This is a genomic window from Mesorhizobium sp. M4B.F.Ca.ET.089.01.1.1 (genome assembly GCF_004022605.1).
GTDB classification, from domain to species: Bacteria; Pseudomonadota; Alphaproteobacteria; order Rhizobiales; family Rhizobiaceae; genus Mesorhizobium; species Mesorhizobium abyssinicae.
In genome coordinates, this window is sequence record NZ_RZOS01000112.1 from 1 (window position 1) to 14456 (window position 14456).

The window sequence follows — 14456 nt, forward strand, 5'->3', positions numbered from 1 at the left end:
CAACATCACCGAGGGTATCGGCATCGCCGCGCCGATCCTGAAGCAGCGTCCGCCGCTCAGGACCTTTGCCGCGCTGACGCTGCTGGCCGGCGGCCCCGCCGTCATCGGCCTGTGGATCGGCAGCCTCGCCTATGCGCCGCAATGGTCGGCGTTGGCGCTGGCGGTCGGCGCCGGAGCGATCCTGCAGGTGATCGTCGAGCTCGTGTCGATGCAGCTTCGCCAGCGCCCCGACGGCACACGCGCACTGCTTGCGCCGGGCGCAATGGCCGGACTGGCCGCCGGCATCGGCTTCATGTACGTGACGGCGATGCTGGTGAAGATCTGAGGGGACTCAGTCCGGAACGCTGGTCTGCAGGGCGAGCGCGTGCAGCACGCCGCCCATATTGCCCTTCAGCGCGTCATAGACCATCTGGTGCTGCTGGACGCGGCTTTTGCCGCGAAAACTCTCGGCCACCACTTCAGCGGCGTAGTGATCGCCGTCGCCGGCCAGGTCGCGGATCGTCACCTTGGCGTCCGGAATGCCTTCCTTGATCAGCCGTTCGATGTCGTGCGCGTCCATTGCCATGCGGGTTTTCCCTATCAGGTACTGAGGGCTCATAGATATGGCCGGGACGGCGGATGCACCACTCCAAAGGCGACCAGAACGCCGTCCCGAGCACAATATTACGGGTCCACGACCTCGTTTGCCATGAAGCGAGGAAACCAGGATTCGTGGGCGGCGGTCAATTCGCTCACGGGGATCGCCCGGGCTTCGCCGAGTTTCAGGTCGCGGCCGCCGGTCGAGCCGATCCAGGGCGCGAAGATGCCCAGCTTGCCCTGGTCCTCGCGGATGGCGTCCCATTCCTTGCTTTGCGGATCGATCGACAGCGTCAGCAGATAGCGGCCCTGGTCCTCGCCGAAGAACACCGGGATCGGATCGGTGCCGACGAGGCCGGGGATGGTGGCGCCGATGCCCGACGCCATCGCCATTTCGGCCAGCGCCACGGCAAGGCCGCCATCGGAAAGGTCGTGCGCGGCGGTGACAACGCCGGAGGCGATCAGCGCGCGGACATGGTCGCCGACGCGCTTTTCATGTTCGAGGTCGACAGGCGGCGGCGGGCCGTCGCTGCGGCCGTGGATGTCGCGCATATAGACGGACTGGCCGAGATGGCTGCCCCAGGTCGCCGGCGCGCCGACCAGCACGATCATCTGGCCTTCGCCGGCAAAGCCGATGCGCGCCATCTTCGACCAGTCGGCGATCAGCCCGACACCGCCGATGGTCGGCGTCGGCAGGATGCCGCGGCCATTGGTTTCGTTGTAGAGCGAGACATTGCCGGAGACGATCGGGAAGCCGAGCGCGCGGCAGGCATCGCCAATGCCTTTCACCGCCCCAACCAACTGGCCCATGATCTCCGGCCGTTCCGGATTGCCGAAATTGAGGTTGTCGGTGGCCGCGAGCGGCAAGGCGCCGGTGGCGGTCAGATTGCGCCAGCATTCGGCCACCGCCTGCTTGCCGCCCTCGTAGGGATCGGCCTCGCAATAGCGCGGCGTCACGTCCGATGAGAAGGCGAGCGCCTTGGTTGCGTGGCCCTCGACGCGCACCACGCCGGCGTCGCCTCCGGGAAGCTGTAGCGAATTGCCCTGGATCAGCGTGTCGTATTGCTCCCATACCCAGCGGCGCGAGGAGAGGTCGGGCCCGCCAAGCATCTCCAGCAAGGCGTCCGCGACATCCGCCTTGGGCGCATCGTTTGCGGCGAGCGGCGCCGGCTTCTTGGGTTCGACCCAGGGCCGGTCATATTCCGGCGCCTGGTCGCCGAGATCCTTGATCGGCAGATTGGCGACCTCGTCGCCCTGGTGGATGACGCGAAAGCGCAGATCGTCCGTGGTCTTGCCGACGATGGCGAAGTCGAGACCCCATTTGTGGAAGATCGCCTCGGCCTCTTTCTCTTTCTCGGGGCGCAGCACCATCAGCATGCGCTCCTGGCTTTCCGACAGCATCATCTCATAGGCGCTCATGCGCTCCTCGCGCACCGGCACCCTGTCGAGATCGAGCTCGATGCCGAGATCGCCCTTGGCGCCCATCTCGACGGCCGAGCAGGTCAGGCCGGCGGCACCCATGTCCTGGATGGCGATGACCGCGCCGGACGCCATCAGCTCCAGGCAGGCTTCGAGCAGGCATTTTTCGGTGAAGGGGTCGCCGACCTGCACGGTCGGCCGTTTCTCCTCGATCTTGTCGTCGAATTCGGCCGAGGCCATGGTGGCGCCGCCGACGCCGTCGCGCCCGGTCTTGGCGCCGAGATAGACGACCGGCAGGCCGACGCCCTTGGCCTCGGACAGGAAGATGGCATCCGTCTTGGCAAGGCCGGCTGCGAAGGCATTGACCAGGATGTTGCCATTGTAGCGAGGATCGAAATTGACTTCGCCGCCGACTGTCGGCACGCCGAACGAATTGCCATAGCCGCCCACGCCGGAAACGACGCCGGCCACCAGGTGCCGGGTTTTGGGATGGTCCGGCGCGCCGAAGCGCAGCGCGTTCATCGCCGCCACCGGCCTTGCGCCCATGGTGAAGACGTCGCGCAATATGCCGCCGACGCCGGTCGCAGCGCCCTCATACGGCTCGATATAGGAAGGATGGTTGTGGCTCTCCATCTTGAAGACGACGCAGTCGCCGTCGCCGATGTCGACCACGCCGGCATTTTCGCCCGGTCCCTGGATCACCTGCGGTCCGGTCGTCGGCAGGGTACGCAGCCACTTCTTCGAGGATTTATACGAGCAATGCTCGTTCCACATCGCCGAGAAGATGCCGAGTTCGGTGAAGCTCGGCTCGCGCCCGACCAGATCGAGGATGCGCTGATATTCGTCGGGCTTCAGCCCGTGCGCGGCAATGAGTTCCGGGGTGATCGGCACGGAATTGGAGATGGTCATGGGCGGCGATTTTTATCCGTGGGAGAGGGGAATTCGAGTCCCCTCTTATCGCAAGCTTGAGTCCGATACACCCCATAGATTGACGAAAAACGGCGGAAAGCCACAAGGTGGCGGAGGCTGCGGGATCAGGCGTGGCCGAGCTCAGGAAAAACTGTCGTAGCCGGCGCGGCCTTCATCGAGCAGGCGCCGGATCACCGCGACGCCACCGGCGACATCCTTATCCTGCCGCGGTTGTGAGACGCCGAAGCGCACGCCATGGAAGACCTGTTCGGAGCGGCCTGCCTTGAATTCGTCCTCATCGTCGATGAGCACGCCCTGCGCCAGGCAGGCATTCTTGAACGTGCCGGAGAGCCACGGGTCCGGCAAGGTCAGCCAGACGAAGGGGACATTGTCTCTCGCCTCGAAGTCGAAGCCTTCAAGCGTCTCGCGCACGATGGCGATGCGCGCCTGGATCTCGGCGATGCAGCGCCTGCGGATATCGCCAGCCTGGCCGGACATCACCAGCCTGGTGCCGACCTCGGCCAGCAGGAAGGGCAGGCCGCCGGTCATCATCTTGTGCGCGACGCGGATGCGATGGCGATAGGCTGGCGGGCAGGAAAGCCAGCCGCCGCGCACGCCGGCGGCAACCGATTTCGACAGGCCTCCGGCGACAATCGTGCGCTCGGGGGCATATTCGGCCAGCAACGGCGTTGGATCGTCGGTCAGATCGCCATAAAGATCGTCCTCGACTAGCGCCACATTGTATTCGCGCGCGATCTGCGCGATCGCCTGCCGCCGCTCCGCTGGCATCGTCACCAAGGTCGGGTTCTTCGCTGTAGGCATCAGGAACATTACCTTGGGATGCTTCTGCGCGCAGACGCGTTCGAAATCCTCGGGGTCGACGCCTTCGTTGTCGGTCGCAACCAGTGCCGTTCGGCGCCCGATCAGGCCGGCACTGCGCGAAATCTGCGAATAGGTGAGATGCTCAAAGACGACATAGTCGCCAGGCATGGTGAGCGCCGCGATCGCCGCCATCACCGCCGCATGAGTGCCAAGCGTCGGCACGATTGAATGGGGCGAAGGGCGGAAGGAATTGCGCGACAGCCAGCGGCTTCCCGCCTCGTACCAGCGCTCCGGAAAATCCCTCGTGTAGCTCGAAATGTCGTGGGGATGGTCCTCAGCCGTGCGGGCCAGAATTTCGGCAATGATTGCGCCTTGACCGACATCGGGCGCGGCGGTGCTGTCGAAGCGCAGCTTGCCGCTCGGTGCATCGAAGGGGCGCGTTCCTTGCGCGGCAGGCTCCAGCTCGACCTTCGGGTTCTCGGCGCGCTGCGCAAGCACATAGGTTCCGCGTCCGACCTCGCCGCTGACCAGGCCGCGTTCGCGCAGCAACTGATACGCGCGGCCGACCGTACCGACGGTGGCGCCGATGTCATAAGCGAGGTCACGCTGCGGCGGCAGTTTTGCACCGACATCGATGATGCCCTTGTCGATATCTGATTCAATGCTGTCAGCAAGACGCTGATACAGCGGGCCTGAACCGGAAGAGAGGTCTGGAAGCCAATTTGTCATGGTGACAATTTTCTATATTGTGCCGCACGATGAGTCAATCCATATGAAGTCTACGATTGATAGGATACAATCGAGACAAGGTAGAACGAAGATGGATACAACCGACACAATTCATTACATCGGCACCGGATTGGATGGGCGCACGAAGTCACGGACTCGCAATGGCTTCGTGGATCGCCTCGTATTTGTGCTCGGCTCCGTCATGAGGCAGATTGACCGGATACTGGATCGCCGCCGCGGCCGCCTGGCCTTGCTGGAGATGACGGACGAGCAGCTCAAGGATATCGGCGTCTCGCGCTGCGATGCGCATCGCGAAGGCCTCCGGCCGTTCTGGGATTGAATTCACGCCGTCGAAGGATTGGGACGGCGCCGAACACTATTTCCGCAGCCGGGCAACCCAATGATCGGCGAAGACGGCGATGACGCACAAGAGCAGAAACAGTCCGGTTGTGGCCAGCGCCGAAACGGCGACGCTGGCCGCGCCGTTCTTCTCCACGCTGAGAAACGGGTAGGGGACTTCGCCGGCGATCGGCGCCCGCAGCAGCACATAGGCCAGATAGGCGAGCGGGTAGACCATCCACCAGGAGATGTCGCGCCAGCGCGTGGTGCCGTCGGCGCCGGCGATTAGCCACCACAGCACGAACAGCGCCGGCGTCACATAGTGCAGCAGGATATCGCAGAGCAGGAACAGTCCTTGCGGCTGCCACAGCCGCGCCAGCACCGTCGCATAGACGATGAAGACGAGGCTGATCGCCACCGCCACGCCCGCCCGCAGCCGCGATCCGGCAAAGGCCGGGAACCACGCCTAGCCTGACGGCGACAACAGGGACGTGTGCACCAGCACCGCCCCGATATTGGTCAGGATGGTGAAGAAGCTGAACAGGAACACGACCGAGCCGAGGAAGCCGCGGCCGGCTTGCATCGACGCCGCGATGGTGATGCAAGCCTGCAGGACGAGCCCGATCAGGCCGACGATCAGTCCCGCCTTCTGCAGGAATCGGCCCATCGCCTCAGGCGGCGGCCGCGCAGGACGGGTTGCCCGCCTGCCAGCGGGCGATATCGGAGCCGATGCGCGCGCCGAGCGGGTCGGCCATCAGCGGGCCGAACACGTCGATGCGGCTGGAATTGCCTTGCGCCTGCACAACCAGCAGCGGCTTGCCGCCATAATGCTTGGCCGGCACCAGCAGGAAGCGCGGCGTGCCGCTGAACGAATTCAGCTCATTGGCCATCTGGTAGGGCTTGAAGGCCGGGTCCTTGCTGGCGATCCAGCATTTATGCGCCGATATCGCCACCTGCTCCATGGCGAGCAGCGAGGCGCTCTTGCCCGAGGGCGCCGGCGTGTTCTTCGGGCTCGACTGGCAGGAGGCGAGCGCAAGCCCGGCGGCAGCCAGGAGAGCAAGGCGAACAATCGTCAGTCTCATGGTCAGGCCGCCCCCGCGTTCCGAAAGGAATGTCCTAGAAGATAATCAAGCGGCGATGCCAAGGGCGCCTTCGAACAGCGCGCGGCCGTCGCTGCCGCCATGCGCCGCCTCGATCAGGTTTTCCGGGTGCGGCATCAGCCCGAGCACATTGCCCTTCTCGCTGATGATGCCGGCAATGTCGTTGATCGAGCCGTTGGGATTGGTGCCTTCGGCATAGCGGAACACCACCTGTCCCTCGCCCTCGAGGCGGGCGAGCGTCTCGGCGTCGGCGAAATAGTTGCCGTCGTGATGCGCCACCGGCGAGCGGATGATCTGCCCCGGCTGATAGCGGCGCGTGAACATGGTGTTGGCGTTGGCGATCTCGAGCTTCACCTGGCGGCAGACGAATTTCAGCGATGCGTTGCGCATCAGCGCGCCGGGCAGCAGGCCGGCCTCGACCAGGATCTGGAAGCCGTTGCAGACGCCGATCACCATGACACCCTTGGCCGCTTTTTCTGCCACCGCCCGCATCACCGGCATGCGCGCCGCGATCGCCCCGCAGCGCAGATAGTCGCCGAAGGAGAAGCCGCCGGGAATGGCGATCAGGTCGACGTCGGGGATTTCGGTGTCGGTCTGCCAAACGGTTGCCGGCGCCTGTCCGGAAATCTTGGTCAGCGCCGCGATCATGTCGCGGTCGCGGTTGAGGCCAGGCAGAAGGACGACGGCTGATTTCATTGTCAGGCGATCTCCACCGCGTAGTTCTCAATCACCGTGTTCGCCAGCAGCTTGTCGCACATGGCCTTGAGATCGGCTTCGGCCTTGGCCTTGTCGGTCCCGGCCAGTTCGACGTCGAACACCTTGCCCTGGCGCACCGATCCGACCCCATCAAAGCCCAACCCGGACAGCGCATGCTCGATCGCCTTGCCCTGCGGGTCGAGCACGCCGTTCTTGAGGGTGACGGTGATACGGGCTTTCATCGATACTCCTGAGAAATCAGTAAGGCTGGCGCCGGGCTCGCCGTTACCGGCAAGCCCGGTTTGGCAGTTAGTGCTTCATGCCCTTGGGCGGCTCGGACGACGCGACGAGCACCGGACCCGTGGGACGCGGCGGCTCGTTCTCGTTCATGATGCCGAGGCGGCGGGCGACTTCCTGATAGGCTTCGACCAGGCCGCCCATGTCGCGGCGGAAGCGGTCCTTGTCGAGCTTGTCCTGGGTGGCCACGTCCCACAGCCGGCAGGAGTCGGGCGAGATCTCGTCGGCGACGACGATGCGCATCATGTCGCCCTCGAACAGGCGGCCGCACTCGATCTTGAAGTCGACGAGCTGGATGCCGACGCCCATGAACAGGCCGGAGAGGAAGTCGTTGACGCGGATGGCCAGCGCCATCACGTCGTCGATCTCCTGCGGGCTCGCCCAGCCGAAGGCGGTGATGTGCTCTTCCGACACCATCGGGTCGTCGAGCGCGTCGGCCTTGTAGTAGAATTCGATGATCGAGCGCGGCAGCACCGTGCCTTCCTCGATGCCGAGGCGCTTCGACAGCGAGCCGGCGGCGACGTTGCGCACCACCACTTCGAGCGGAATGATCTCGACTTCCTTGATCAGCTGCTCGCGCATGTTGAGCCGGCGGATGAAATGGGTCGGAATGCCCATGCGATTCAAATGGTTGAAGATGTGCTCGGAAATGCGGTTGTTGAGCACGCCCTTGCCATCGACCACTTCATGCTTTTTCTTGTTGAAGGCGGTCGCATCGTCCTTGAAAAACTGGATCAGCGTCCCCGGCTCAGGTCCCTCATAGAGGATCTTGGCCTTGCCTTCATAAATGCGGCGGCGATTTTTCATCTGATTTTTTCTCTGGATTTCCGGGCAGGCGGCAAACGACCAGTTCCTGTCCGTCTGCCTAAATTAGTATGGCAACGGCGGTGTTCAATGCCGGTGTCTATCCCAATCGCATTGTTTGCTCAATCGGCAAATCCTTCGAATCAACCGCTTTCGGGAATGAAATGCCGCAGCGCAGCAAGTGATGTAGCATATTGACCGGCCCGCGGCCTTTTGGTTTGTGCTTCGGGAACACACATGATTTACGCCTAAGCGAATCGGATTTGACCGGAGGGATGCCATGAGCAGCATGAAAGACCGTGAAGAGGGCTTCGAGCGCAAATTCGTCTTCGACGAGGAGCTTCGCTTCAAGGCCTCTGCCCGCCGCAACAAGGCGCTCGGCCTGTGGGCCGCCGAGAAGCTCGGCAAATCCGGCGACGATGCCGAGGCCTATGCCAAGCAGGTGGTCGTCGCCGACATCGAGGAAGCCGGCGACCACGACGTTTTCCGCAAGATCCGCAAGGATTTCGACGACGCTGGCGTTGCCCAGTCCGACCACCAGATCCGCCGCACCATGGACGAACTGATGGCCGAGGCTATCGAGCAGATCAAGAACACCTGATCTTTCATGAGCATGATGTCGTCCGAGAACCGCTTCACGCTTTTCGGCATCATGCTCTGGCTGGACCAATCGACCGCCCGCCTCAGTCGGGCGGTTTTTCTTTGCCTTGTCGCGGCTTCCAGCCGAAACTGCGATTGTTAACGAGGTAACAAGGAAGAGCCGATGTCCCTGAAGTCACGCCTGGCGGCGGATGAAACGCTGTTCACCGCATGGTCCGGAGTGCCGGATGCGCTGACGGTCGAGATCATCGCCAAGCAGGGTTTTGACGCCGTCACCCTCGATATGCAGCATGGCGGCCATCACGAGGACAGCGTGCTGCGCGGCCTGGTGCCGGTGCTGGCCGCCAACAAGCCGGCGCTGGTTCGCATTCCGGTCGGCCGCTTCGACATGGCGAGCCGGGCGCTCGATTTCGGCGCCGAGGCGGTGATCGCGCCGATGGTGAACTCCGTGGCCGACGCCAGGCTATTCGCCGCCGCGATGAAATATCCACCGGTCGGCGAGCGGTCCTGGGGGCCGACCTATGCCTTTCCGCGCCACGGCAGGGGCGATCATGCCGAATGGCTGCGCGACACCAACCAGCGCACCATGGCGTTTGCGATGGTTGAGACGCGGGCGGCGTTCGAGGCGCTGGACGGCATCATTGAGACACCCGGCATCGACGGCATTTTCGTCGGCCCGTCGGATTTCTCGATCGCCTGGTCGAACGGCACCACCGTCAATTCGACGCTGGAAAGCATGATGGAGACGGTAGCCTCGATCGCCGAGCGCACGCGCAAGGCCGGCAAGCACGCCGCCATCTACGTCATCGAGCCGGCGGTTGCCGGTCGCGTCGTGGCGATGGGCTACCGGCTGCTCGCCATGGGCTCGGACCACACGCTGATTTCGTTGGGCGCCAAGACCCTGCTGAAGAGCATGCGCGATTCCATCGGATCCTGAGCGCCACCGAGCGGCTACAGCTCAGGGTTCCCTTAATTCCGTCAGGAACTTGGCGAAGGTCATCGAGCCTTCAGGCCAGGGGCCGAAGCCGGAATCCGCGTTGAGGTGGCCGGCATCCCCGGCATCGATGAACAGCGAGCCCCAGGCGCCGGCAATATCCTCGGCGACGTCGAAGGCGCAGAACGGGTCGTTGCGGCTGGCGATCACGATCGACGGAAAGGGCAGCGGCTCGCGCGAATAGGGGCCGAAGGTCATCAGGTGCCGCGGCCTGATCTCCGGATTGGCGACGTCGGGCGGCGCAACGAAGAAGGCGCCGGCCACCGGCCTTTGGAACTGCGGGATGGCCTGTACCGCCGCCGCCACGCCAAGCGAATGCGCCACGAGCACCACGGGCCGCTCGGCCTCGTTGACCGCCCTGGCCACATTCGCGGTCCAGTCCTCGCGTACCGGCTTCGACCACTCCGCCTGCTCGACCCGGCGCGCCGTCGACAGTTTCGACTGCCAGCGGGTCTGCCAGTGTTCGGGGCCGGAATTGGTGTAGCCCGGCACGATGAGGATATCTGCGTCCTTGACTTTCATGGCGCGCATGTAGCGAGCGCCGCCCTTTCGCGCAACCGTGCCGAACGACGGTCACGATCAATTTAGTGAACACCATGTTCGCTCCTTGCTCTCTTGTGTGAACGATCGAGATCGACGATTTGTGGCAAGGACAAGATGGCCGTGAAGGACCGGATTTCGGGGCTGACACGACGTAGGATGATCGGCGGCGCGGGGCTCCTGGCTTTGGGAGTTTCGGCGGGCGCCCGAACGGAGACGATGATGAGTGAATTGCCTTTTGCCGCGACCACGCCGGTCAGCGTGTCGCGCGTCGGCCTGAAGGCGCGCGATGCCGAAGGGCTCGCCGCCTATTACCGCGCCGTTGTCGGCCTGCAGGAATTGAGCCGCGCCGATGGCGTGATCACGCTCGGCGCCGCCAACCGGCCGCTGCTGGTGCTCGAGCCCGATGCCGCGGCAAAGCCCGACGATCCGCGCAGCGCCGGCCTGTTCCACACCGCCTTCCTGCTGCCCAGTCGTGCCGATCTCGGCCGCTGGATCAACCACGCCGCGGCCAACCGGATCGCCATCGAGGGCGCGTCGGACCATCTGGTCAGTGAAGCGCTCTATATGACCGACCCCGAGGGTAACGGCATCGAGATCTACGCCGACCGTAGCCCGCAGGACTGGAAATGGGACGGCGACAAGATCGCCATGGCGACCGAGCGTCTGAACCTTCCCGCCGTCGTTGCCAGCGTGCCGGCAGGCGATGCCGGCTGGCAGGGCGCTCCGGAAAACACCATCGTCGGCCATGTGCATCTGCGCGTCGGCCGACCGGAAGATGCCGAAGCCTACTGGCATGACGAGTTCGGCTTCGACACGGTGGCGAAATACGGCGGCCAGGCCGTCTTCCTGTCGTCGGGCGGCTACCACCACCACATCGGCGCCAATGCCTGGCGCAGCGCCGGCTCCGGCCGCCGCGATCCGGCCCGTTCGGGTCTCGCCTGGGTCGAGATGCGCTCGGACAACGTGGCCGGCGAGACGTCCAGCGAGGATCCGTGGGGCACGGTGATCAGGACCATTCCCGGCAAGGCGTGATGAGGCGTTAGCGACAGCCCCTTTCTCCCCGTCACTATACGGGGAGAAATGCCCGGCAGGGCAATGAGGGGCAGCGCCAAGTTTGCGAGATTGTCCGTTCAGCCGCAGCGCCTATGGGTGCGATCATCGCCGAAGTCGGCGCCGCCCCTCATCCGCCTGCCGGCACCTTCTCCCCGTATGGTGACGGGGAGAAGGACGCTTGCCTCACGCCTCGCCAAACACCCGCTTGAAGATCGTGTCGACATGCTTGGTATGATAGCCGAGGTCGAATTTCTCGCGGATATCGGCTTCGGGGAGCGCTGCGGTCACTTCCCTATCCGCCAGCAATTCCTCAAGGAAATCAGCACCATGTTCCCACACTTTCATGGCGTTGCGCTGCACCAGGCGGTAAGCGTCCTCGCGTGACACGCCGGCCTGGGTGAGCGCCAGCAGCACGCGCTGCGAGTGCACCAGGCCGCGGAACTTGTTCATGTTCTTCAGCATGTTGTCGGGATAGACGAGCAGCTTGTCGACGACGCTGGTGAGCCGCGACAGCGCGAAATCGAGCGTCACGGTGGCGTCCGGTCCGATCATGCGCTCGACCGAGGAGTGCGAGATATCGCGTTCGTGCCAGAGCGCCACATTCTCCATTGCCGGCATGGCGAAGGAACGCACCATGCGGGCAAGGCCGGTGAGGTTTTCGGTCAGCACCGGATTGCGCTTGTGCGGCATTGCCGACGAGCCCTTCTGCCCCGGAGAGAAATACTCCTCCGCTTCCAGCACCTCGGTGCGCTGCAGGTGGCGGATCTCGATCGCCAGCCGCTCCACCGACGAGGCGATGACGCCGAGCGTGGCGAAGAACATGGCGTGGCGATCGCGCGGGATCACCTGCGTCGACACCGGCTCCGGCTTCAGCCCGAGCTTCTGCGCCACATGCTCTTCGACATAAGGTTCGATGTTGGCGAAGGTGCCGACCGCGCCGGAGATGGCGCAGGTCGCAATGTCCTCCCGCGCATGCACCAGCCGCTCGCGGCAGCGCGAGAATTCGGCATAGGCCTGCGCCAGCTTGACGCCGAACGTGGTCGGCTCGGCATGGATGCCGTGGCTGCGGCCGATGGTGACGGTGTCCTTGTGCTCGAAGGCGCGGCGCTTCAAAGCCGCCAGCAGTGCATCGATGTCGGCAAGCAGGATGTCGCTGGCGCGGGTGAGCTGCACCGCAAGGCAGGTGTCGAGCACGTCCGATGAGGTCATGCCCTGATGGATGAACCGGGCATCCGGCCCGACGAACTCGCCGAGGTGAGTGAGGAAGGCGATCACGTCATGCTTGGTGACGCGCTCGATCTCGTCGATCTTGTCGACGTCGAATTTCGCCGCGCCGCCCCTTTCCCAGATCGTCCTGGCCGCCTCCTTCGGGATGACGCCGAGCTCGGCCAGCGCGTCGCAGGCATGCGCCTCGATCTCGAACCAGATGCGGAAACGGGTCTCTGGCGACCAGATGGCGACCATTTCCGGCCGGGAATAGCGAGGGATCATCAATCGGTCCTGACTTGGGGGCTTGTCGCCCGCCTCCTAACAGAGGCCGACGAAATGCTCAACGCCGCTGCCGCGCAAACCAGATGCCGGCGGCCACCAGCGCAATGAATCCCAGCGGAAAATAGAGCCGGATCCCGAGCACGACGAACTGGTAGAGCGCCGTCAGCATGGTGAACACCAACTCGAACGCCCACCGGATGGTGAAGGCCGGCGCGTGCCATTCGGCATAGTAGGAGCGGTATTGCAGCGCGAACAATCCACCGGTGAAGGCGAGCGTAGCGACCAGCAGCGCGACGAAAGCGGCGGCGAAGGCAACCTCCCAGTGCCGGCCGCGTGAGACGAGCCGCGCCAGGAACAGGCCGACCGGGAAGGCGAGCGCGCCGCCGGCGGCATAAATGAGCGTGACGAAGCGGATCTTTGCCGGCGTCTCCCAGTCGTAGAGCAGGAGATTGACGAGCGCGCTGGCGCCCATCGTCAGGCCCCAGACCAGCGCGCCGGCAAACGCGGTGCGGGCCGAGGGCAGGGCGGCCCGGAAATGGTCGCCGATGCGACTGCGCGCCGTGGGTTGGGAGAGCGGTGTCACAGCCGGCCTGTCACCGCGATCCAGCGAAAGTCGGGACCTTCGAAGCCGTATTGCCGAACTGCGATCAGCACGGCATAGGCGCTCAAGCCCTGCATCGAGAACGTCTGCACAGCGCCAATGCGGTAGCCGTTCGGGCAACCGCGGCTTTTCGGGATGGACTTGTCCTCGTGCACCAGTTCCGTTTTGCCGCCATCCTTTGCCTCGATGCGCAGCAGGCGAAAGCCGTTGATCTCGCCCTGGCTCTGGCAGCCCTCGGTGTCGTTCAAGGGGATTTCGTCCAGCCGGAACTCGAGCGGCTCGTCGACCGGAGAGAATATCGGGCGCGGATTGACCGCCATGCGGTAGGGATCGGCGGAAAGCTCGGTTATGGCGTTGAAGCCAGCGGTGATGCCGCGATTGGCCGCGAGTTCCGCCTGGCCGACAATGGCTTCACCTTTCTGCCGCGCCTGCAGGCGTGCCTGGTCGAGCGTCGCGGCCTCGTCGTCGAGGCGCACCCTGATAGGCGTGTCCTTGAGAAAGCTGTCGCCGCTGGTGTCGATGTAGTAGCGGTTGGCATAGGGAAAGCCCGATCCATCCTGCACGCCAAATTCCTCAAAGGCGAAGACGCCGCCATCCTGGCTGAAGCCGAGGATTTCCAGCTCCGCGACGTCGCCGGCGTCGGCCGTGGCGACGGTGGCGAGCTGCGCGAGCAGCCATGTGCAAATCAGAACGGGAATTCGCATGGACTTGTCGCTCCAGCCGGCAGGATTGGATCATGCCTATCACGTCATGGTGAACAGGACGTGCCCTCCGGCGGCAATGCATCCAATCCGGCCGTCGATTGTTGTTGTCGGCAGCTTCAATGGAGAACCACAATGATCGACACCAGCAAGATTCGCGAGCATATGGAAGTGATCGGCGCCGACGGCGTTCACATCGGCACTGTCGACAAGGTCGACGGCCAGCGGATCAAGCTGACCAAGGCCGACAGCGGCATGGGCTCGCACAAGGGTCACCACCACTACATTCCCCTGAGCCTCGTCGCCGAGGTCGACGGCAAGAAGGTCTGGCTGTCTGCCAATTCGGATGTCGCGGTGAGCTTCGAGGAAGAAAAGTCCGATCCCACCTGATCCGCCGGCTCAGCGCGACGACCACACCGGAAACAGATCGCCCTCGGCCGCTGTTGCGGCATGCACGCCGCGGCTGATCGCGCGCGCCATGGTGGCGCCGGCGGCGGCGTAGAGATCGAGGGCCGCGTCGGCGCTAAGCTCGACGCCGCTCTTGCCGGTCGCCAGCGCGAAAACCAGATCGCCGTCTGCCGGCGTGTGCGCCGGCCAGATGGCGCGCGCAAAGCCGTCATGTGCCGAAATCGCCAGCCGTTTGGCGGCGGCCTTGGTCAGAACGGCGTCGGTGGCAATGACGGCAATGGTGGTGTTGCCGCCGGCTTCCGCTTGCCCGCCGAACTGCTTGTCGCGGTATTTCAGCAGGATCCGCCTGGCCTCAGCGGGCATCGGCGAAGGGT

At 64.4% G+C, this 14456-nt stretch carries 17 protein-coding genes and 2 pseudogenes; 6 read left to right on the forward strand and 13 right to left on the reverse strand.

Annotated elements, in window-relative coordinates; genetic code table 11:
* A pseudogene (locus EN780_RS13375) lies at positions 1-325 on the forward strand (metal transporter); the annotation flags it as partial.
* 6 nt (positions 326-331) lie between these two features.
* Here the strand turns inward: EN780_RS13375 and EN780_RS13380 are convergent.
* The 3 genes from EN780_RS13380 to EN780_RS13390 form a co-directional block, all read right to left on the reverse strand.
* Complete coding sequence (locus tag EN780_RS13380) at positions 332-565, reverse strand: BolA family transcriptional regulator (RefSeq protein WP_023674714.1); 234 nt, start codon at positions 563-565, stop codon at positions 332-334.
* 98 nt (positions 566-663) lie between these two features.
* Entirely contained in the window at positions 664-2904 is a 2241-nt protein-coding gene (gene purL, locus EN780_RS13385; RefSeq protein WP_128274218.1) for a phosphoribosylformylglycinamidine synthase subunit PurL, read from the reverse strand.
* Positions 2905-3045: 141 nt separating this feature from the next.
* The gene (locus EN780_RS13390) at positions 3046-4455 is read right to left on the reverse strand and encodes a PLP-dependent aminotransferase family protein (RefSeq protein ID WP_128274220.1); all 1410 of its coding nucleotides are present in this window, start codon (positions 4453-4455) and stop codon (positions 3046-3048) included.
* Positions 4456-4546: 91 nt separating this feature from the next.
* Here EN780_RS13390 and EN780_RS13395 point away from each other — a divergent pair, with 91 nt between their 5' ends.
* On the forward strand, positions 4547-4795 hold the full coding sequence (locus EN780_RS13395; RefSeq protein ID WP_127282330.1) for a DUF1127 domain-containing protein: 249 nt from the start codon (positions 4547-4549) through the stop codon (positions 4793-4795).
* Positions 4796-4831: 36 nt separating this feature from the next.
* Here EN780_RS13395 and EN780_RS13400 read toward each other — a convergent pair.
* From EN780_RS13400 to purC, 5 genes and pseudogenes are all read right to left on the reverse strand, one after another.
* Positions 4832-5461, reverse strand: a pseudogene (locus EN780_RS13400) (Pr6Pr family membrane protein).
* Positions 5462-5465: 4 nt separating this feature from the next.
* A complete protein-coding gene (locus EN780_RS13405; protein ID WP_128274222.1) occupies positions 5466-5876 on the reverse strand; it encodes a hypothetical protein in 411 nt (136 codons plus the stop codon).
* Between the two features lie 45 nt (positions 5877-5921).
* Positions 5922-6590, reverse strand: coding sequence for a phosphoribosylformylglycinamidine synthase subunit PurQ (gene purQ, locus EN780_RS13410; RefSeq protein WP_127392923.1), 669 nt, complete (start codon positions 6588-6590; stop codon positions 5922-5924).
* 2 nt (positions 6591-6592) lie between these two features.
* Positions 6593-6832 (reverse strand): phosphoribosylformylglycinamidine synthase subunit PurS, encoded by a 240-nt coding sequence (purS, locus tag EN780_RS13415; RefSeq protein WP_126054835.1) that lies wholly within the window; start codon positions 6830-6832, stop codon positions 6593-6595.
* A 67-nt stretch (positions 6833-6899) separates the two neighbouring features.
* Positions 6900-7694, reverse strand: coding sequence for a phosphoribosylaminoimidazolesuccinocarboxamide synthase (purC, locus tag EN780_RS13420; RefSeq protein ID WP_127282327.1), 795 nt, complete (start codon positions 7692-7694; stop codon positions 6900-6902).
* A gap of 277 nt (positions 7695-7971) precedes the next feature.
* On the opposite strand from purC, the gene EN780_RS13425 reads away from it, so the two are divergent.
* Both EN780_RS13425 and EN780_RS13430 read left to right on the forward strand, forming a co-directional pair.
* Positions 7972-8292, forward strand: a complete 321-nt coding sequence (locus EN780_RS13425; protein ID WP_127282326.1) for a DUF1476 domain-containing protein — start codon at positions 7972-7974, stop codon at positions 8290-8292.
* A gap of 162 nt (positions 8293-8454) precedes the next feature.
* Positions 8455-9228 carry an HpcH/HpaI aldolase/citrate lyase family protein gene (locus tag EN780_RS13430; protein ID WP_127392924.1) on the forward strand — a complete coding sequence of 258 codons (774 nt, stop codon included), beginning with the start codon at positions 8455-8457 and terminating at the stop codon, positions 9226-9228.
* A 21-nt stretch (positions 9229-9249) separates the two neighbouring features.
* Here the strand turns inward: EN780_RS13430 and EN780_RS13435 are convergent, their stop codons facing one another.
* A complete protein-coding gene (locus tag EN780_RS13435; protein ID WP_127282360.1) occupies positions 9250-9807 on the reverse strand; it encodes an alpha/beta hydrolase in 558 nt (185 codons plus the stop codon).
* 240 nt (positions 9808-10047) lie between these two features.
* Between EN780_RS13435 and EN780_RS13440 the strand changes: the two genes are divergently transcribed.
* Positions 10048-10860 carry a VOC family protein gene (locus EN780_RS13440; protein ID WP_128274224.1) on the forward strand — a complete coding sequence of 271 codons (813 nt, stop codon included), beginning with the start codon at positions 10048-10050 and terminating at the stop codon, positions 10858-10860.
* Positions 10861-11064: 204 nt separating this feature from the next.
* Here EN780_RS13440 and purB read toward each other — a convergent pair whose 3' ends face one another.
* The 3 genes from purB to EN780_RS13455 are packed head-to-tail and all read right to left on the reverse strand — an operon-like array spanning position 11065 to position 13677.
* Positions 11065-12372, reverse strand: a complete 1308-nt coding sequence (gene purB / locus EN780_RS13445) for an adenylosuccinate lyase (RefSeq protein ID WP_127310979.1) — start codon at positions 12370-12372, stop codon at positions 11065-11067.
* Positions 12373-12430: 58 nt separating this feature from the next.
* The gene (locus EN780_RS13450) at positions 12431-12955 is read right to left on the reverse strand and encodes a hypothetical protein (RefSeq protein ID WP_245499952.1); all 525 of its coding nucleotides are present in this window, start codon (positions 12953-12955) and stop codon (positions 12431-12433) included.
* Positions 12952-13677 (reverse strand): DUF2259 domain-containing protein, encoded by a 726-nt coding sequence (locus tag EN780_RS13455; protein ID WP_128274225.1) that lies wholly within the window; start codon positions 13675-13677, stop codon positions 12952-12954. The genes EN780_RS13450 and EN780_RS13455 overlap by 4 nt, the downstream gene beginning before the upstream one ends.
* A gap of 132 nt (positions 13678-13809) precedes the next feature.
* Between EN780_RS13455 and EN780_RS13460 the strand changes: the two genes are divergently transcribed.
* Complete coding sequence (locus tag EN780_RS13460) at positions 13810-14064, forward strand: DUF2171 domain-containing protein (RefSeq protein ID WP_127394358.1); 255 nt, start codon at positions 13810-13812, stop codon at positions 14062-14064.
* A gap of 9 nt (positions 14065-14073) precedes the next feature.
* Here EN780_RS13460 and EN780_RS13465 read toward each other — a convergent pair.
* Positions 14074-14456 (reverse strand): P1 family peptidase (locus EN780_RS13465; protein WP_189556537.1); only part of this gene is annotated, 383 nt, incomplete at its 5' end.